Source organism: Streptomyces sp. NBC_01408, from assembly GCF_026340255.1.
GTDB lineage: Bacteria > Actinomycetota > Actinomycetes > Streptomycetales > Streptomycetaceae > Streptomyces.
In genome coordinates, this window is sequence record NZ_JAPEPJ010000001.1 from 1,022,551 (window position 1) to 1,040,804 (window position 18,254).

16 protein-coding genes are annotated in these 18,254 nt (G+C 71.6%); 12 read left to right on the forward strand and 4 right to left on the reverse strand.

Features of this window, described 5'->3' with window-relative positions; translation table 11 throughout:
- Nucleotides 1-237 precede the first annotated feature (237 nt).
- The 3 genes from OG447_RS04745 (at nt 238) to OG447_RS04755 (ending at nt 2,874) form a co-directional block, all read left to right on the forward strand.
- The gene (locus OG447_RS04745) at nt 238-951 is read left to right on the forward strand and encodes a zinc-ribbon domain-containing protein (RefSeq protein ID WP_266935018.1); all 714 of its coding nucleotides are present in this window, start codon (nt 238-240) and stop codon (nt 949-951) included.
- Nucleotides 952-1,117: 166 nt separating this feature from the next.
- Complete coding sequence (locus OG447_RS04750; RefSeq protein WP_266935019.1) at nt 1,118-1,879, forward strand: SDR family oxidoreductase; 762 nt, start codon at nt 1,118-1,120, stop codon at nt 1,877-1,879.
- Between the two features lie 233 nt (nt 1,880-2,112).
- Complete coding sequence (locus tag OG447_RS04755; protein WP_266935021.1) at nt 2,113-2,874, forward strand: Mut7-C RNAse domain-containing protein; 762 nt, start codon at nt 2,113-2,115, stop codon at nt 2,872-2,874.
- Here the strand turns inward: OG447_RS04755 and OG447_RS04760 are convergent.
- Nucleotides 2,862-3,332 carry a hypothetical protein gene (locus OG447_RS04760; protein ID WP_266935023.1) on the reverse strand — a complete coding sequence of 157 codons (471 nt, stop codon included), beginning with the start codon at nt 3,330-3,332 and terminating at the stop codon, nt 2,862-2,864. The two genes, OG447_RS04755 and OG447_RS04760, sit on opposite strands and share 13 nt — an antisense overlap.
- 268 nt (nt 3,333-3,600) lie before the next feature.
- On the opposite strand from OG447_RS04760, the gene OG447_RS04765 reads away from it, so the two are divergent.
- The gene (locus tag OG447_RS04765) at nt 3,601-4,362 is read left to right on the forward strand and encodes an SDR family NAD(P)-dependent oxidoreductase (RefSeq protein WP_266935025.1); all 762 of its coding nucleotides are present in this window, start codon (nt 3,601-3,603) and stop codon (nt 4,360-4,362) included.
- Nucleotides 4,363-4,375: 13 nt separating this feature from the next.
- On the opposite strand, the gene OG447_RS04770 is transcribed toward OG447_RS04765, so the two are convergent.
- On the reverse strand, nt 4,376-4,501 hold the full coding sequence (locus tag OG447_RS04770) for a hypothetical protein (RefSeq protein ID WP_266935027.1): 126 nt from the start codon (nt 4,499-4,501) through the stop codon (nt 4,376-4,378).
- A gap of 343 nt (nt 4,502-4,844) precedes the next feature.
- Here OG447_RS04770 and OG447_RS04775 point away from each other — a divergent pair, with 343 nt between their 5' ends.
- Nucleotides 4,845-5,459, forward strand: a complete 615-nt coding sequence (locus OG447_RS04775) for a Uma2 family endonuclease (protein ID WP_266935029.1) — start codon at nt 4,845-4,847, stop codon at nt 5,457-5,459.
- Nucleotides 5,460-5,583: 124 nt separating this feature from the next.
- Complete coding sequence (locus OG447_RS04780; RefSeq protein WP_266935031.1) at nt 5,584-6,402, forward strand: hypothetical protein; 819 nt, start codon at nt 5,584-5,586, stop codon at nt 6,400-6,402.
- 81 nt (nt 6,403-6,483) lie between these two features.
- On the opposite strand, the gene OG447_RS04785 is transcribed toward OG447_RS04780, so the two are convergent.
- Nucleotides 6,484-7,677 carry an RtcB family protein gene (locus OG447_RS04785; protein WP_266935033.1) on the reverse strand — a complete coding sequence of 398 codons (1,194 nt, stop codon included), beginning with the start codon at nt 7,675-7,677 and terminating at the stop codon, nt 6,484-6,486.
- A gap of 192 nt (nt 7,678-7,869) precedes the next feature.
- On the opposite strand from OG447_RS04785, the gene OG447_RS04790 reads away from it, so the two are divergent.
- The 3 genes from OG447_RS04790 to OG447_RS04800 all read left to right on the forward strand — a co-directional run bounded on the left by OG447_RS04790 (nt 7,870) and on the right by OG447_RS04800 (nt 11,200).
- Entirely contained in the window at nt 7,870-8,793 is a 924-nt protein-coding gene (locus OG447_RS04790; protein ID WP_266935035.1) for a DUF3558 domain-containing protein, read from the forward strand.
- A 114-nt stretch (nt 8,794-8,907) separates the two neighbouring features.
- A complete protein-coding gene (locus OG447_RS04795; protein ID WP_266935037.1) occupies nt 8,908-9,699 on the forward strand; it encodes a DUF3558 family protein in 792 nt (263 codons plus the stop codon).
- A 136-nt stretch (nt 9,700-9,835) separates the two neighbouring features.
- A complete protein-coding gene (locus OG447_RS04800; protein WP_266938751.1) occupies nt 9,836-11,200 on the forward strand; it encodes a DUF2637 domain-containing protein in 1,365 nt (454 codons plus the stop codon).
- Between the two features lie 113 nt (nt 11,201-11,313).
- On the opposite strand, the gene lysS is transcribed toward OG447_RS04800, so the two are convergent.
- Entirely contained in the window at nt 11,314-13,044 is a 1,731-nt protein-coding gene (lysS, locus tag OG447_RS04805; RefSeq protein ID WP_266935039.1) for a lysine--tRNA ligase, read from the reverse strand.
- A 179-nt stretch (nt 13,045-13,223) separates the two neighbouring features.
- Between lysS and argS the strand changes: the two genes are divergently transcribed.
- The 3 genes from argS (at nt 13,224) to OG447_RS04820 (ending at nt 18,122) form a co-directional block, all read left to right on the forward strand.
- Nucleotides 13,224-14,993: an arginine--tRNA ligase gene (gene argS / locus OG447_RS04810; protein ID WP_266935041.1), complete on the forward strand. Its 1,770-nt coding sequence runs from the start codon at nt 13,224-13,226 to the stop codon at nt 14,991-14,993.
- 137 nt (nt 14,994-15,130) lie between these two features.
- Nucleotides 15,131-15,622 carry a hypothetical protein gene (locus OG447_RS04815; RefSeq protein ID WP_266935043.1) on the forward strand — a complete coding sequence of 164 codons (492 nt, stop codon included), beginning with the start codon at nt 15,131-15,133 and terminating at the stop codon, nt 15,620-15,622.
- A 193-nt stretch (nt 15,623-15,815) separates the two neighbouring features.
- Nucleotides 15,816-18,122 (forward strand): hypothetical protein, encoded by a 2,307-nt coding sequence (locus tag OG447_RS04820; RefSeq protein WP_266935045.1) that lies wholly within the window; start codon nt 15,816-15,818, stop codon nt 18,120-18,122.
- Nucleotides 18,123-18,254: the final 132 nt, after the last annotated feature.

The following is an 18,254-nucleotide window of genomic DNA, read 5'->3' on the forward strand; positions in this document are numbered from 1 at the left end:
CCGGCGTTTGAGGCGCGGGGCGCGGGGCGGAGCCCCGACACTCAGCCGCACACACCCCCCGCCACATCGCCGCCCGCCCCCCGAAGCGGCAACGGTCCCACCGGGACCACTCCAGCCCCGCCGGCAATCGAGGCGCGGGGCCCACGGCAGAGCCCCGACACCCCGCCGCACACGACCCCCCGGCCCGTCCGCCCCGCGAAGCCCATCGCTCCGCGCCCCGTCGTACGTCCCCCCGTGGTGAGCGACGAAGTCGCCGGCGTGCCCTGCCCCGCCTGCGGCACGCCCAACCCGCCGGACCGCCGCTTCTGCCGCCGCTGCGCGGCCCCGCTGAAGCCCGGCACCGCTCCGCCTCCCCTCCCCTGGTGGCGGACGGTGTGGCCGTTTCGCCGCCGCACACGGGCGGGCTCGGGCCGGCTGGTGCGCTTCCTGGTGATCCTCACCGTGGTGCTGGCCCTGTGCGCGGCCGGTTTCCTGCTGCTGCCCGCCGGACGCCACCTGGTCGAGGACACCCGGGACAAGCTCGCCAAGGCCAAGGCGGTGACCCCGACCCGCGTCGAGGCGAGCGCCGAGCTGCCCGGACACCCGGTCGGCCACAGCACGGACGGGCTCAGCAACCGCTACTGGGGCACGCCCGGCCCCGGCGCCTCGGTGACCTACACCTTCGCCAAGCCGTTCCGCCTGGTCGACGTGATCATCACCAACGGCGCCTCGCCCTCACCCGAGGAGTACGCGAAACAGGGGCGGGCGCTCCAGGTCGACATGGAAGTGACGGCACGGGACGGCCGGACGGTCCGCAAGAAGCTCACCCTGAGCGACAAGCCCGGTCCCCAGACGTTCCCCACCGGCGTCAGCGACGCCACGACGATCCGGCTGACCCTCGGCGCACCCGCCGGGCTGACCCCGGACCGCCATGTCGCCCTGGCGGAGGTGGAGTTCTTCCAGCGGAGCTGACGGCCCGGCGGATCACGCCCCGGATCACACCCCGAATACTCGAACAGAAATTCGATGACGCGCGCCGGTCACACTCGTCGCACCCCAGGCGTCAGGGAGGCAGAACAGCAGAACGGCTGAAGCGACCGGGGCACCCCCGGTCCTCACACCCAGGGGAGAAGAAGCCATGACCGCACCCATCCTGGTCACCGGCGGCACGGGCACGCTCGGCAAGCACGTCGTCCCCCTCCTGCGGGCGGCCGGCCACGACGTACGCGTCCTGTGCCGGACCCCGCGCGAGAACACCACCGGCATCGAGTACTTCGCCGTCGACCTCATGAACGGCGAGGGCATCGACCCCGCCCTCAAGGGCGTCGACACCGTCCTGCACCTCGCCGGCGGCACCAAGGGCGACGACAAGGTCACCCAGAACCTCGTCAACGCCGCCAAGCGCGCCCACGTCAAGCACCTCGTCTACATCTCCGTCATCGGCGCCGACACCATGCCCATCGGCTGGTTCAAGACCCAGCTCGACGCCGAGAACGCCATCACCGGCTCCGGCATCCCCTGGACCATGCTCCGCGCCGCACAGTTCCACGACATCGTCCTCATGATGGGCGAAAAAATGTCCAAGATGCCCATCGTCCCCGCCCCCGGCGGCCTCCAGTTCCAGCCCGTCGACTCCCGCGAAGTCGCCGCCCGCCTCGTCGAACTCACCCTCGGCCAGCCCGCCGGCCGCGTCGCCGACATCGCCGGACCCAAGGTCTACCCCCTCGGCGACCTCCTGCGCAGCTACCTCACCGCCACCGGCAAGCGCCGCCCCCTCCTCCCCATCCGCATGCCCGGAAAGGCCGGCAAGGCCTACCGCGCCGGCGACAACCTCGCCCTCACCGGCACCCTCGTCGGCAAGCGCACCTGGGAGCAGTTCCTCGCCGAGCGCGTCGGTTGAGTACGCCGTACGCCCGCAGCCGCGGGCACGGGCACGGGCACGGGCACGGGTTCCCGGGGCCACGGGACGAGGACGCCCCGGCCCCGGACCCCCGTACCCCCGGCCCCGACAGGCGGGCGCGGGCCCTGGCCGCCCCGCGAGCAGGGACGGCCGCGCGGGGCGCGCGTACGGGCGGGGCCGCCGCGGCCCGTAAATCGGCCGCGGCACCCCGCCCCCGATGGCATGCTGACAGGGTGAACGGACCCGGCATTCAGCTCACCCTCGCCCCCGAACTGCGCCTCTTCGCCCCGCCCAGCCGGCGGGCCGAACGCGTACCGACGACCACCGACGGCGCCTCCAGCCTCGGCCACGTCGTCGAATCGGCCGGCGTGCCGCTCACCGAGGTCGGCCGCCTCCTCGTCGACGGCCACGAGGTCCCCGTCTCCTACGTGCCCCGGGACGGCCAGTCCGTCGAGGTGCTCGGCGTCGACCGGCCCCAGCACGTCCCCGGGGCACCGCTGCGCTTCCTCCTCGACGTGCACCTCGGCACCCTCGCCCGCCGCCTGCGCCTCCTCGGCGTCGACGCCGCCTACGAGAACGAGGACATCGGCGACCCGGCCCTCGCCACCCGCTCCGCCGCCGAACAGCGCGTCCTGCTCTCCCGCGACCGCGGCCTGCTGCGCCGCCGCGAGATCTTCGCCGGGGCCTACGTCTACAGCGACAACCCCGACGACCAACTGCGCGACATCCTGGGCCGCTTCGCACCCGAGCTCGCCCCCTGGACCCGCTGCACCGCCTGCAACGGCCCGCTCCACGCGGCCGACAAGGACAGCGTCGGCGACCGCCTCGAACACGGCACGCACCGCTCCTACGACGTCTTCGCGCAGTGCACCGACTGCGAGCGCGTCTACTGGCGCGGCGCCCACCACGCCCGCCTGGAGCGGATCGTCGACGAGGCCGTCGCCGAGTTCGGCCCGGACGCCGCGCTGGAGCGGACCCGGGCTCAGAAGGCGTAGGCGTCGCCCGTGTCCAGGGCCAGCACCACGTGCTCGTTGTTCGCGTGGTTGCGGTCCGTCGCGCCGCCGTTCCACCAGGTGTCGACCCGGACCACCACCTCCGCCACCGGCTCCCGCAGCTCCAGCGCCAGCCCGATGTGCCGGCCCCGCCCGTGCAGCGGCAGCGGTCCCGTCTCGCACACCACCTCGCGCAGCCCGGCCCGCGCACAGCCGCCCGCCAGGTTCTGCCGGTCGGCGAGATCGGCCGACAGGCGCACCCGGAGGGTCGCGTTCGGCAGCGCCGCCGGCCCGTCGTTCTCCGGGACCAGCCAGACCCGCAGGTGACCCTGGGACAGGGCCACCCTGCCGTGGTAGGCCACGTCCGCCTCCGGGCCGGCCCACGCCGCCCGTGCCGGGCCTCCCGCAGCCAGGACCAGTACCCCGGCCACCACCACACTTCGTACGGCACCACGGCGCACCGACACCACCTCCTCGCGCGAACGCTAGAGCGCACCGGGAGCAACCGGTCAGACCATCACACGAACGAGGGCGCGCCTGCCCCCATCTGCCCACGCACCTTCGAGCCGTACCGATCGCCGTCGATCGCCCGCCGGGACGCCGTCGCCGCGCCCCTCCGCCCCGCCGGGACGGCCGTGACCAGGGACGCGCCACGCGGCCGCTGACCGCCGCCCCGCCCGCCTATGCTGGCGAGGAATCGCCCGTACGAACGAACGAGGAGCCCCGCACATGATCACGGCCACCCGGACCGCCGTAGTCACCGGAGCGAGCAGCGGCATCGGCGCGGCCACCGCCCGGCAGCTCGCCGCCGCCGGCTACCACGTCGTCCTCACCGCCCGCCGCAAGGACCGCATCGAGGCCCTCGCCGCCGAGATCACCGCAGCGGGCCACTCCGCGACGGCCCAGGCCCTCGACGTCACCGACCGCGCGGCCGTCGACGCCTTCGCCGCCGCGCTCGACCGGTGTGACGTACTGGTCAACAACGCGGGCGGCGCCATCGGAGCCGAGCCCGTCGCCACCGGCGACCCCGCCGACTGGCGCACGATGTACGAGGTCAACGTCATCGGCACCCTCAACGTCACCCAGGCCCTGCTCCCGGCGCTCACCGCCTCCGGCGACGGCACGGTGGTCGTCCTGTCCTCCACCGCGGGCCACTCCACGTACGAGGGCGGGGCCGGCTACGTCGCCGCCAAGAACGGCGCCCGCGTCCTCGCCGAGACCCTGCGCCTGGAGATCGTCGGCCAGCCGGTCCGCGTCATCGAGATCGCCCCCGGCATGGTCAAGACCGAGGAGTTCGCCACCACGCGCTTCCGCGGCGACGCCGAGAAGGCGGCCAAGGTCTACGCGGGCGTCGCGGACCCCCTGTCCGCCGACGACGTGGCCGACACCATCACCTGGGCGGTGACCCGCCCCAGCCACGTCAACATCGACCTCCTGGTGGTCCGCCCCCGCGCCCAGGCCTCGAACACGAAGGTCCACCGCGACCTGTAACCACCACCCGGCCCTACGGGACCAGCCCGGCCGCCCTCAGCCGCGGCATCAGGGCCGCCGGCTCCAGCCCGGCGGCCCTCGCCACGTCCAGCGCCCGCTGGAGGTCGGCCGCCGGCGTGGGCGTGAAGTGCAGCAGCACGATGTCGCCGCGGGGCCTGCGGATCCCGGTTCCACCCGTCGTCGATGGTGATGAAGACGACCTTCTCCGGTGTCGGCACGTGCGACACGACGGGCGGCAGCCCCACCCCCGCCTGAGCCGACCCGGCGGCCCCGAGGGCGAGCGACAACGACGCGAGCCCGGTGAGAAGCGCGCGGGATCTCCCCATGCCGCTCTACCCTGGAGATCAACTCGATCATCAACCCTCCTGCCACAAACGGAGGTTGACGACCCACGCACCCCAGGTCCGTATCGGTGAATCCTCGCGGAATGTCGTCGACCACACCTACGGCCCGAAAGCGTGAGCCGCGAGAAGGAGCAAGCCGTGAACATCTCGCAAGCCGCCGACCGCCTCTCCCGGGAACTCCCCTGCCACCGAGTGGAGATCCTCCAAGGACGGCTCACCGCCACACCTCACGCCGACGGAACCCACGCACTCATCCTGACCAGACTGATCACCACCTTCCACGCCGCCGGGGCCCGACAGGCCGGTCTCAAATACCTGCAGGCCATCGGCCTCTGGCTGCCCACCGGCCCCGACGACTTCGCCATCCCGGACTTCTCCCTCGTCGCGGCCGACTTCCAGAACAGCCACGTCGAGAACAACTGCTACGCACCCACCAGCTTCCGCATGGTCGTCGAGGTCACCTGGTCCCACTGGTCCGACGACCTCGGCACCAAAGCCGAGTGCTACGCCCAGGCCGGCATCCCCGTGTACCTGGTCGCCGACCGACGCCACGACGAAGCCGTGCTCCACACCGACCCCACGGAGGCGCATACCGCTCCCGCAAGGCCTTCAAGCGCGGCACGTCCGTCCCCCTCCCCGAATCCATCGGCATCCCCCTCGAACTCCCCGTTGACCGCCTCCTCGACGGGGACGAAAGCTGAGCCAGCCGAGCCCTTTCCAGGCCATGTGACATTCCGCCATACGTTCGAGTGAACGGCGTCCGATCCACCTACGGCACGCCAAGCCCCCACCTAGGTTCAGCCACAACACAAACGGCCCCCGACCGGGATGGCACTCCCGGCCGAGGGCCTCACCAACAGGGAAGAAGGACTTCCTCATGGCTGACCAGGACCCTAGCGCCTCCGCACGCTTCATGAACCTCGAAGACCCGTGCTACGCCTACATGTTCGGCTTCCTCCAAGCCGATGGCCACCTCGCGCAGGGCAAGGGACAGAAGGGCAAACTCACCGCTGAGATCAACGCACGGGATATCCACATCCTCCGCGAGTTCCAGCAGCTCACGCCCTACTACAGCTCCATCATCGAGCGCGTCCGCAGCACGAACTTCGCCGCCCGCGCCCATTCGGCAACCTGGACCGTCTGCTCACTCGAAGCCAGGACCATCGTCAACGAGCTCGGGATCCCCTACGGCAAGAAGTCCCTGACCATCAAACCGCCGCGTGCGGACTTCTCCCGCCCCGATTACCTCCGGGGAATCATCGATGCGGACGGGTCCCTCGGCTGGACCGCCCAGGGATTCCCCTTCCTCTCCCTGACCTCGGCCAGCACAGCGATCGCCGCCTACCTGTGCCACTACGGCAAGAAGGTCACCGGAACAGAGCGCACGATCTCACGCAACACGCGAGATGGCGTTTACAACGTCTGCTACTACAAGGAGACAGCTCAGCAGCTAGCCGCACACTTCTACTACGACGACTGCCTCGCGCTCGCGCACAAGAAGGCGAATGCGGAGGCGATCCAGGCCTGGGTTCGTCCTGCGACGATGCGGATCGCTCCGCCGCGACGCCGCTGGACCCCGCAGGATGACCAAGAACTACTGGGGTTGAACGATCCGGCAGCCGCCGGCATCGCCCTCAATCGAACCGAGAAGAGCTGCTCCGTGCGCCTGTGGCGTCTGCAGAACGGCCGCATCTGAGCGAGAGCAACACGGAGGGGCCCGGACCTGATCGCGTGATCGGTCCGGGCCCCTCTGCTCGCCAGACAACTGGGCCGGACCTCAACCTTTGACGCAGATGACCTGCTTGAGCTTGGCCACGACCTGGACGAGGTCGGTCTGCTGGTCGATGACCTGCTCGATCGACTTGTACGCGCCCGGGATCTCGTCCACGACGCCCGAGTCCTTGCGGCACTCCACGCCCTTGGTCTGCTCCGCCAGGTCCCGCGCAGAGAACCGCTTCTTCGCCGCCGTCCGGCTCATCTTCCGGCCCGCGCCGTGCGAGGCGGAGTTGAAGGACTTCTCGTTGCCGAGGCCCTTCACGATGTACGAGCCCGTGCCCATGGAGCCCGGGATGATCCCGTAGTCGCCGCTGCCGGCCCGGATCGCACCCTTACGCGTCACCAGCAGGTCCATACCTTCGTACCGCTCCTCCGCCACGTAGTTGTGGTGGCAGCTGATCTCCTGACCGAAGGAGACCTTCGCCTTCCGGAACTCCCTGCGGATGACCTCCTTGGAGAGGCTCATCATCGCGGCGCGGTTGTACTTGGCGTACTCCTGCGCCCAGAAGAGGTCGTTGCGGTACGCCTCCATCTGGGGCGTGGCCGCGAGGAACACCGCCAGGTCACGGTCGACCAGGTTCTGGTTGTGCGCGAGACCCCTGGCCACTCCGATGTGGTGCGCGGCGAGTTCGTTGCCGATATTCCGGGAGCCCGAGTGCAGCATGATCCACACCGAATCGGACATATCTACACAAAGCTCCCAGAAGTGGTTGCCCGTTCCGAGCGTTCCGATCTGCTTCGCCGCACGCTCCCGCCGGTACTTCACCGCATCCGTGATGTAGTCGAACCGCTTCCAGAGGTCGTCGTACCCCTCCACCGAGAAGCCGTACAGGCGCGACGGGTCCACCGCCTCCTTGTGCAGGCCCATGCCCACCGGAATCGCCTGCTCGATCTTCGACCGCAGCTTCGACAGGTCCCCCGGCAGGTCGTTCGCCGTCAGGGACGTCTTCACCGCCGACATGCCGCAGCCGATGTCCACGCCCACCGCCGCCGGGCAGACCGCGTCCTTCATCGCGATCACCGAGCCGACCGTGGCGCCCTTGCCGTAGTGGACGTCGGGCATGACGGCCAGGCCCTTGATCCACGGGAGGGTGGCGACGTTGTGCAGCTGCTGCATCGCGCCCGCTTCGACCGACGCCGGGTCGGTCCACATCCGGATGGGGACCTGCGCCCCTGGTACCTCTACATACGACATGTTGTCTCAATCCCCCGAAAGCCCAAGAAAAGTCTCTATACGCAAAAAGCCTCGCTCTTGGCCCCAAATACGACAGAGGACCGGCGCCAGCACCAGCGTGTGCGATAGACATTGTGTCCATCCGCGCCCGAGTCGCGGCAACGCATTTTCCTGACCGCCGGGCAGCCGGCCGGTCGAAGGGAGCCATTGGACGTGCAGCGCAAGGCGGTACGGGGAGTCCTGCCAGGCATCGCGATGCTCACCGCGCTCCTGGCCGGCGCGGCCGGTCTGGCCGCGTGCACCGGCGGGGGCGACACCAGGAGCACCAGCGACTCGAAGCCGGGCGGCAGCACCGCCGCACCCCCGGCGCCCCCCGGGAAGTACCGCAGCCTGCCCCAGCCCTGCAAGGCCGCCGACGCCAAGCGGGTCAAGGCCATGCTCCCGGCCGGGGACTCCCTCACCGAGGAGCAGCGCCAGCAGCTGTACGCGGGCACCGCCGACGCCTCGTTCGACGGCGACCGGCGCGTGGGCTGCCGCTGGACCGCGCAGACGCCGGAGGAGACCCGGCTGCTGTCGGTCGGCTTCGAGCGCGTGGTCTCGTACGACCGGGCCGTCGCCAGCGACGACGACAAGGCGCGGCAGGTGTACGTACGCCAGCTCACGGATGCGCACCTGCCGTTCCCCGGGCCGGCGACGACCCCGACGGCCCCTACGGCCCCGACGTCGCCGGCGCCCACGCCGAGCACGGGCGCCGCGGGCGGCGGCTCGGCTCCTCCCGCGCCGGGGACCCCGGCCCCCGGCGGCAGTCCGTCCGGCAGCCCGTCCGCCGGCCCCGCCAACCCCTCCGGCAGTCCGGCCGCGACCCCGAGCGGCAGCCCCTCGCCCCCGCCCGAGCTGGGCTCCCGGGTCCTGGAGGGGCTGGGGAACGACGCGTTCCTCGACGACAAGCTGAGCCCCGCCGGGGCCACGGCGGCTCAGTCCCGCACCGTGCGGATTGTGTTCCGTACCTCGAATGTCATCGTCACCGTCGAGTACAGCGTGCAGCCCGCGCTGCCCGGAACGGTCCCCCCGAGTACTGAAACCCAGGAAAGCGCACAGGAGTTGGCGCAGGCACTGGTCGAGCGTTTCAACGAATGAGCGGTGCGCGCCGCGGCCCGGCGTGACGGCGCGCACAGCAGCCGGTCACCCGGTCGGGCTACCGTTGCCCGGGTTCCGCGCCCGAAGAAGACCCACTGAGCTACTGAAGGAAACATGCACCGATCAGCCTCGCGCCTCACTCGCGTTCTCGCCTGCGCAGCCGTCCCGGTGATCCTCACCGTTGCCGGGTGCTCCTCCGATTCGGGCAAGGCCTCGGGCTCGGACAGCGACAAGAAGTCCGGTTCCTCCGCTTCCGCCAAGCCGAGCGCGAAGCCGTCGCCCACGCTGGAGAAGGCCGCGTTCGCGACGCTGCCCGACCCGTGCAAGGCGGTCCAGACGAAGACCGTCGAGTCGCTCGTTCCGGAGGCCAAGGACAAGAACGGCACCGCGACCAAGTCGAACGACCTGGCCAGCCGCGCCAGCTGCTCCTGGAACGGTCTGGACGAGGACGGCCTGAAGGGTTCGCAGTACCGCTGGCTTTCGATCTCCCTCTTCCGCTACGACTCGCACGCCTCGCTCGGCGCCGCGAACAAGCGTGCCGAGGAGCAGTTCACCAAGCAGGTCGAGGCCGCGAAGGCGTCCGAGGGCGCGCAGAACGTCAAGGCCGAGGAGGCCGGCGGTATCGGTGACCAGGGGAGCTCGGTCACGTACAGCGTGAAGAAGGACGTGGACTTCTTCAACACGACGATCGTGGCGCGCACCCAGAACGTGGTGATCACGCTGGACTACAACGGTGCCGCGTACGAGGGTGCCGGTGCGCCGGACCAGGCGAAGCTGCTCCAGGACGCGATCGCGGCGGCGAAGGAGGCAGTGGGATCGGTCGACGCGGCCAACCAGCAGAAGCAGCCGGAGCAGCAGCCCTCGCAGGAGGCTTCGCAGCAGCAGTCGGCGCAGCCCGCGCAGTAGGGCCGGCGGCGGGTCCTCGCGGGGACCGGGGGCCTACCGGAGCGCTGACATCCAGTCACCCGTACGCTGTGCCTGCCGCAGCTTGGTAAAGGCTCGGTAAGGGCCCGACAAGGGGAGGGGATCGCGCGTGGCCGCGATGGAGCTGACTCGTACGCACCGGATACTCATCGGCGTCGTGGTCGCGGGAGCCGTGGTCATCGCCGGGATCGGCTTCGCGGGCTCGTACGCCGCGGTGCGGACCCTCGCCCTGCAGAAGGGGTTCGGCAGCTTCTCGCTGGTGTTCCCGATAGGCATCGACGCGGGCATCTGCGTGCTGCTCGCGCTGGACCTGCTGCTGACGTGGATGCGGATACCCTTCCCGCTGCTGCGCCAGACGGCGTGGCTGCTGACGGCGGCGACGATCGCCTTCAACGGGGCGGCGTCCTGGCCGGACCCGCTGGGCGTCGGCATGCACGCCGTCATCCCGATCCTGTTCGTGGTGACGGTGGAGGCGGCCCGGCACGCGGTGGGCCGGATCGCGGACATCACCGCGGACCGGCACATGGAGGGTGTGCGCATCACGCGCTGGCTGCTCTCCCCCGTCCCCACCTTCAAGCTGTGGCGCCGGATGAAGCTGTGGGAGCTGCGCTCCTACGAGCAGGCGGTCGGCATGGAGCAGGACCGGCTGATCTACCAGGCGCGGCTGCAGGCCCGGTACGGGCGCTCGTGGCGGCGCAAGGCGCCGGTGGCGGCGCTGATGCCGCTGAAGCTGGCCCGGATCGGCGTACCGCTCGCCCAGACGGCTCCGGAGGGTCTGGCGGCGGCGGGCATCGACCCGGCGCTGCTGCCCCCGGCGGCCGCCGCCTCCCCGGCGCCGGCCCCGGCGTCGGCCCCGGCGCTGGTGGCGGGAGGCGCGCAGGCCGGCCTGGCGGCCGGTCCGCAGGCAGGTCCGCAGGCAGGTCACCCGCAGGCCGGGCACCCGCAGGCCGCCTCCGTCCCGGGCGCCGGGCTGTCCGACGGGCCCGAGGCCGGTGCGCAGGTGGCCGGCGCGCCCGTCACCCATGCGCAGCCGCCCTTCGCGGTGGATCCGACGGCCATGCCCGCGGCGCACAACAGCGCCTGGTTCGCCGCGCCGCTGGCCCCGCAGGCGGCGTACGCGGGGGCCTACAACCCGCAGTACGTCGAGGGCCTGGAGCCGATCCCGGTCATGCCCCCGGCGGGCCCGGAGGACCAGCAGGTCCAGCAGCCGGACCTGCCGATCCCGGCCCCCCGCCAGGAGGAGGCCCAGGGTGCCGAGCCGGTGGACGGGCCTGACGAGGCCGAGTTCGCCGAGGTGGCGTACAAGGTGTTCCGGGCGCTGGTCGACGAGCAGAACGACTTCCCGACGGCCGAGGCCCTGGACATACACCTCTCGGACGGTTACGACGTGACCCACCCGCGCAGCGGCTCGCTGCTGCGGCGGATGATCCCGGCGTTCAAGCAGCGGTACCAGAAGGACCTGGAGAACGAGCACATCGCGTAAGCGACGCGCGGCGGCCAAGCGGAAGGGCCCGCACCCCGAGGGGTGCGGGCCCTTTCACATGCCGGGCTCGGATCAGATGCCCGTGCGGGCTCGGATCAGATGCCGGTGCGGGCTCAGACGGCGAGCAGCTTGCGCACGCGGTCCGCGCCCACCGCCAGCAGCAGCGTGGGCAGTCGCGGGCCGGTCTCCCGGGTCACGAGGAGCCGGTAGAGGAGCGCGAAGAAGGTCCGCTGGGCGACCTTGAGCTCCGGCGTCGGCTTGGCGTCGGGCTCCAGGCCGGCCATCACCTTCGGCACGCCGTAGACGAGGGTGGTCAGCCCGTCGAGGGACCAGTGCGAGTCCAGGCCGTCCAGCAGCCGCCGCAGCGACTCGCGGCCCTCGTCGTCCAGGGAGGACAGCAGCTCGGTGTCGGGCTCCTCGCGTACGAGGGTCCGCTGGTCGGCCGGGACCTGGGTGGTGATCCAGTTCTCGGCGCGGTCCAGGCGCGGCCGTACCGCGTCGAGGGAGGTGACCGGCTGCGACGGGTCCAGGTCGGTCAGGATGCGCAGGGTCTGCTCGTCGTGGCCGCCGGTGATGTCGACGACGGACGCGAGCGTCCGGTACGGCATCGGGCGCGGGGTGCGCGGCAGCTCGGTGGCGGCGGTGCGGACGGCGCGGGCGTGCGCGGCCGCGTCGGCGGGCAGCACGGAGCCGTCGGCGACCTTGGCCTCCAGCTTGTCCCACTCGTCGTAGAGCCGCTGGATCTCCTGGTCGAAGGCGATCTTGAAGGACTGGTTCGGGCGGCGGCGCGCGTACAGCCAGCGCAGCAGCTGCGGCTCCATGATCTTCAGCGCGTCGGCCGGGGTGGGGACCCCGCCCTTCGACGAGGACATCTTGGCCATGCCGCTGATGCCGACGAACGCGTACATCGGTCCGATCGGCTGCTCGCCGCCGAAGATGTGCACGATCTGGCCGCCGACCTGGAAGGAGGAGCCGGGCGAGGAGTGGTCGACGCCGGAGGGCTCGAAGACGACGCCCTCGAAGGCCCAGCGCATCGGCCAGTCGACCTTCCAGACCAGCTTGCCGCGGTTGAACTCGCTGAGCTTGACCGTCTCGGTGAACTCGTCCTCGGTGCAGACGTAGGTCATCTCGGTGGTCTCGTCGTCGTACGAGGTGACCTTGGTGAAGTCCTTGCCGCACTGGCCGCAGTACGGCTTGTACGGGAAGTAGCCGCCCTCGGCGCTGCTGCCGTCGTCCTCGGCTGCGGCGCCGGAGCCCTCGGCGGCCTCCAGCTCGGCCTCGTCGACCTGCTTCTGCTGGGGCTTCTTGCCGCCCGGCTTCTGCTTGGTGCGGTACTGGTCGAGGACGGCGTCGATGTCGCCGCGGTGCTTCATCGCGTGGAGCACCTGCTCGCGGTACACGCCGGAGGTGTACTGCTCGGTCTGGCTGATGGGGTCGTACTCGACGCCCAGCTCGGCCAGCGCCTCGACCATGGCGCCCTTGAAGTGCTCGGCCCAGTTCGGGTGGGCGGAGCCCTCGGGGGCGGGTACGGCGGTCAGCGGGCGGCCGATGTGCTGGGCGTGGGACTCCTCGCTGACACCGGGGATGCCCTTGGGCACCTTGCGGTAGCGGTCGTAGTCGTCCCACGAGATGAGGTGGCGGACCTCGATGCCGCGGCGGCGGATCTCGTCGGCGACCAGGTGCGGGGTCATGACCTCGCGGAGGTTGCCCAGGTGGATGGGGCCGGAGGGGGAGAGTCCGGACGCGACGACAAGCGGTTTGCCGGGGGCTCGGCGCTCCGCCTCGGCGATGACCTCGTCCGCGAAACGGGAGACCCAGTCGGTCTCGGTGCTGCTCTGCGCCACGACACGTCCTTCTATCTCGAATGCTGGCTTCAGCCATTCTCCCAGACGGAAGTGGCCGCTCCGAGGTTGCTCGGCGCTCCACTTATCCCGGGAAACGGACAGCCCCCGCGTGGGATACTCGGCACTTGTCGGAACACCCAAGTGCACCCACCGGCACACCCTCACAGGAACGGCAGCTCATGGCCTCGGTCCCTTCCCTCGCTTCTTCCGTCAATCAGCGCGTCGCGGACGCCCTCGCCTCCGCCATGCCGGAGGCCGGTGCCACCGACCCGCTGCTGCGACGAAGCGACCGGGCCGACTTCCAGGCCAACGGGATCCTGGCCCTCGCGAAGAAGGCGAAGGCCAACCCGCGCGAGCTGGCGACGACCGTGGTCGGAGGCATCCCGACCGGTGACCTGATCCAGGAGATCGAGGTCTCGGGCCCGGGCTTCCTCAACATCACGATCACCGACAGGGCGATCATCGAGACCCTCGCCGCGCGGGCGGGCGACGACCGCCTCGGCGTGCCGCTCGCCGCGAAGCCGGGCACCACGGTGATCGACTACGCGCAGCCGAACGTGGCCAAGGAGATGCACGTCGGCCACCTGCGGTCCGCCGTGATCGGCGCCGCGATGGTCGAGATCCTGGAGTTCACGGGCGAGAAGGTGATCCGCCGCCACCACATCGGCGACTGGGGCACCCAGTTCGGCATGCTCATCCAGTACCTGCTGGACCACCCGCACGAGCTGGACCACAAGGCGGGCGAGGAGGTCTCCGGCGAGGAGGCCATGTCCAACCTGAACCGCCTCTACAAGGCCTCGCGCGCGCTCTTCGACTCCGACGAGGAGTTCAAGACGCGGGCCCGGGCGCGCGTGGTGGACCTCCAGGCCGGCGAGCCGCAGACCCTCGCCCTGTGGCAGCGGTTCGTGGACGAGTCGAAGATCTACTTCTACTCCGTCTTCAACAAGCTGGACATGGACATCCAGGACCCGGACGTGGTCGGCGAGTCCGGCTACAACGACATGCTGGTGGAGACCTGCAAGCTGCTGGAGGACTCGGGCGTCGCCGTCCGCTCCAACGGCGCGCTGTGCGTGTTCTTCGACGACGTCAAGGGCCAGGACGGCAACCCGACCCCGCTGATCGTCCAGAAGTCCGACGGCGGTTTCGGCTACGCCGCGACCGACCTGTCCGCGATCCGCAACCGGGTGGGCGAGCTGGGCGCGACCGAGCTGATCTACGTGGTCGACGCGCGGCAGTCCCTGCACTTCAAGATGGTCTTCGAGACGGCGCGCCGCGCGGGCTGGCTGAACGACGAGGTCAAGGCCGTGCAGCTGGCCTTCGGCACCGTGCTCGGCAAGGACGGCAAGCCGTTCAAGACCCGTGAGGGCGAGACGGTCCGGCTGGTGGACCTGCTGGACGAGGCCGTGGAGCGGGCGACGGCGGTCGTGCGGGAGAAGGCCGAGAAGGTGGGCCTGACCGAGGCGGAGATCGTCGAGAACGGCCAGTACGTGGGCATCGGCGCGGTGAAGTACGCCGACCTGTCGACCTCGGCCGCGCGGGACTACAAGTTCGACCTGGACCAGATGGTCGCGCTGAACGGCGACACCTCCGTGTACCTCCAGTACGCGTACGCCCGGATCAAGTCCATCCTGCGCAACGCGGGCGACCGCAAGGCCGTTCCCCACCCGGAGCTGGCACTGGCCCCGGCCGAGCGTGCGCTGGGCCTGCACCTGGACCACTTCGGCGAGCTGATCGCCGAGGCGGCCGCGGATCACGCCCCGCACAAGGTGGCCGCGTACCTCTACCAGCTGGCCTCGCTGTACACGACGTTCTACGACCAGTGCCCGGTCGTGAAGCCCGAGCCCGAGCTGACTGTGGGCGAGAACCGCCTCTTCCTGTGCGAGCTGACGGCCCGCACCCTCAGCAAGGGCATGTCCCTCCTCGGCATCCGGACCCCCGAGAAGCTCTGACGCACCACCCGACGGCCCCCGGCGCACCCGCCCCGGGGGCCGTCGCGTTCCCCGGCCCGGGCCGGGGACGGAGGGCCAGGGAGTGTCGTCAAAGTGGCGTCGGCCGCCCGTAGGGCGGTGCTGTCGGGGTCTGGTGCTTGCGATCGCAAGGCGGAGGAGGGAGTCGATGCGGAGCATCGGCGGCCGCCGCGCCCGCCGCGGTCCAGCCCGGCGTCACCGCCTCGGCGGACAACACCGAGACGATCATCACGGGTACCACCGGGCTGAACCGGGGCGAGGCCTGGTTCTCGCCCGACGGGCAGACCATGCTCGTGCAGCAGACCGACGGGCACGTCGTGCTCTACCACCAGGGCCGGGCCATCTGGACGGCCGTCGGCAGCTACGGCTACGGGAACACCTTCTACATGCAGGCCGACGGCAACCTCGTCTCCTACGACGCCGCCATGCGCCCCCTGTGGAACAGCGCCACCGACCGCCACTGGGGCGCGCACCTGGCGATCCAGAACGGCGGCAACCTGGTGGTGTACTACGGCTCCACCCCGCTGTGGTGGTCCAACTTCCGGCCGGGCGGCCCGGTGGACCCGGACCCGGGCGAGTGCAACCCGAGGCCGGGCCGGCTCTGCCCGTAGTCCTCACGTCCACCGAGGTGGTCCTCGCCTCCGCCCCGCCGCCGGAGCGGCCCCCGCAGCTGTTGCCGGGACCGTACGTATTTCGCAATCCCGTAGCTCTCTGCAAGCACCTCCCGTCTCACTAACCTTGGCGCCTCCCAAGGGGTTTGGGGTGGATCCGGGCGACTGTCCGGATCCCGGGGAGGTAAAGAGCATGCAGTTCAAGCGCATGGCCGTCGTGGCAGCAGCAGCGGTGGCCGGCCAGACGCTACTGATGGCCGCACCGGCGGTGGCCGAGGACCAGCCGGCGGTGACCGTGCCGGACGCGGTGCCCGCGGACACCGCCGAGGCGGCCGGATCACCGGCCCGGGCGGAGGCACCGGCGAAGGCACCGCCGAAGGAGCAGGCGAAGGAGCAGGCGAAGGACAAAACCCAGGCGAAGGACAAGGCCGGGGAGGAAGTCGGGGAGAAGGCCGAGGGGAAGGCCGGGGGGACGGGGCAGGCCGCGGAGAGCGGCGTGCAGGAACCTGCCGCCCGCGCCGTGGCCGCCGCGCCGGAGGTGCCCGACGTCCCGGCCGTGCCGGAGGCGCAGGCGCAGCCGCAGACACAGGCGCTGCCCGAGGCCGCGGCCGAGGCAGCCGAGGCTGTGGAGGAGGACCAGGACACCGGGTCCGACCGGATGCTGATGGGCCCCGAGGTCACCGTCCAGGGCATCCCCGCGGACGGCTTCAAGGCCGACGGCAGCTGGACCGCGCTCACCGTGACCGTGGACAACTCGGGCCACGTCGCCGTACCGGGCTACACCCCGATGCTGGGCGTCTCGCAGGCCGCGGGGCAGTTCGCGCCCGCCCACGTCAAGGTCGAGTACCGCACCGCGGGCGGGCCGTGGACGGCTGCCGTCCAGGACTCGGCGTCGGCCCCCGCACTGGGCTACGCCCTCGGCGGCGGCGCCGCGGTGCCCTCCGGCGAGGTCCAGACGATCGAGGTCCGGATCAGCTTCGCCGCGGACACCCCGGTCGTGCCGTTCGACCTGACGGCGGACGGCAGGAGCCGGGTCGGCACCTCCACCGGCACCTCTCCCACGTCCTCGTACGCGACCAGGATCGCGGGCGCGCCCGGCGGTGACGAGGATCCGCTGTTCACCGAGGGTCCCGCCCTGACGGTGAGCGGGGTGCCGGGATCGGTCAGGGCGGGCGGCGACTGGACGGACCTCTCGGTCCGGGTGGACAACACGGGCAAGGGCGAACTGGCGGCCTTCGACCTGGGACTTGTCCTGGCCCGGCCCGACTTCGTGTCCATGCAGGCCTCGCAGATCACGGTCGAGGTGCTGCGGGCGGGCGCGGACGGACAGGCCGCGGCCTGGCAGTCCGTCGAGATCACGTCGGACGAGGACGGCTACTTCTTCGCGGGCGGCCTCGCGGGCGGCCCGATCGCCGCCGGTGCGGCCTTCGACGTCCCGGTCCGCGTCCGCTTCTCCGCCGACGCCCCGACCGGCTCGGTCTCCTTCTTCGCCTGGGGCACGTCCCAGGTCGACGCGGAAACACCCCCGCCGTGGGCCGGCTCCCGCTCGAAGCGACAGCTGACGACCCTCCTGGAACCCGCCACCGTCCCGGGCGGCGAAACCCCGGGCGGCGGCACCCCCGGGGGCGAGACGCCCGGCGGGGAAACCCCGGGCGGAAGCACCCCTGGGAGCGAGACCCCGGGCGGGGAAACCCCGGGTGGCAGCACCCCCGGGGGCGAGACCCCGGGCGGGGAAACCCCAGGTGGCAGCACCCCTGGCGGCGGGACACCCGGCGGGGAGACTCCCGGCGGCGGCACCCCCGGTGGGGGCACCCCAGGCGGCGAGACGCCCGGCGGGGAAACCCCGGGCGGTGGCACCCCCGGGAGCGAGACGCCGGGCGGGGAAACTCCGGGCGGCGGCACCCCTGGGGGCGAGACACCCGGCGGGGAAACCCCCGGGAGCGAGACACCCGGCGGAGAGACCCCGGGCGGAAGCACTCCCGGTGGAGGCACACCTGGAGGCGAGACCCCGGGCGGAGGCGCCCCCGGTGGGGAGATCCCCGGAGGCAGCACACCCGGAGGCGGAACCCCGGGCGGAGGAACCCCAGGGGGCGGGACACCTGGCGGAGGAACCCCCGGGAGCGAGACACCCGGCGGAGAGACCCCGGGCGGAGGCGCCCCCGGTGGGGAGATCCCCGGAGGCAGCACACCCGGAGGCGGAACCCCCGGAGGCAGCACACCCGGAGGCGGAACCCCGGGAGGCGGCACACCCGGTGGGGGCACCCCCGGAGGTGGAACCCCCGGCGGCAACGTGCCGAAGCCGAACGGTGGCACCAGCACCCCCGGCACGGGCACCGGCACGAGCACCGGCACCGGCACCACCGCGAGCGGTGGCGGGCTGGCCGCCACCGGGTCCGACCCGGCCACCACCTGGGCCCTCGGCGGCGCAGGTACGGCCCTGGTCCTGGGCGCGGCCCTGGTCGCCGGCACCGGACGCCACCGTCGCCGCACCACGGCCTGACGCATCCCACCCCCGCCTCCGCCCGGCGGCAGGCAGGGGCCGTCCTCGTTCCCGGCTTCACCCGTACGGCCCGGTTCGGGCCGTACGGGCCGGGTAGGGGACGGCCCGTCCAACCCCACCCCTTCCCCGGAG

Bases quoted from the DNA above. Each gene is read 5' to 3' on its own strand.
- OG447_RS04750 (WP_266935019.1), top strand. From the start codon at position 1,118: ATGACCGCACCCATCCTGGTCACCGGCGGCACGGGCACGCTCGGCAAG.
- OG447_RS04765 (WP_266935025.1), top strand. From the start codon at position 3,601: ATGATCACGGCCACCCGGACCGCCGTAGTCACCGGAGCGAGCAGCGGC.
- OG447_RS04780 (WP_266935031.1), top strand. From the start codon at position 5,584: ATGGCTGACCAGGACCCTAGCGCCTCCGCACGCTTCATGAACCTCGAA.
- OG447_RS04785 (WP_266935033.1), bottom strand. From the start codon at position 7,677: ATGTCGTATGTAGAGGTACCAGGGGCGCAGGTCCCCATCCGGATGTGG.
- OG447_RS04795 (WP_266935037.1), top strand. From the start codon at position 8,908: ATGCACCGATCAGCCTCGCGCCTCACTCGCGTTCTCGCCTGCGCAGCC.
- OG447_RS04800 (WP_266938751.1), top strand. From the start codon at position 9,836: ATGGAGCTGACTCGTACGCACCGGATACTCATCGGCGTCGTGGTCGCG.
- argS (WP_266935041.1), top strand. From the start codon at position 13,224: ATGGCCTCGGTCCCTTCCCTCGCTTCTTCCGTCAATCAGCGCGTCGCG.
- OG447_RS04820 (WP_266935045.1), top strand. From the start codon at position 15,816: ATGCAGTTCAAGCGCATGGCCGTCGTGGCAGCAGCAGCGGTGGCCGGC.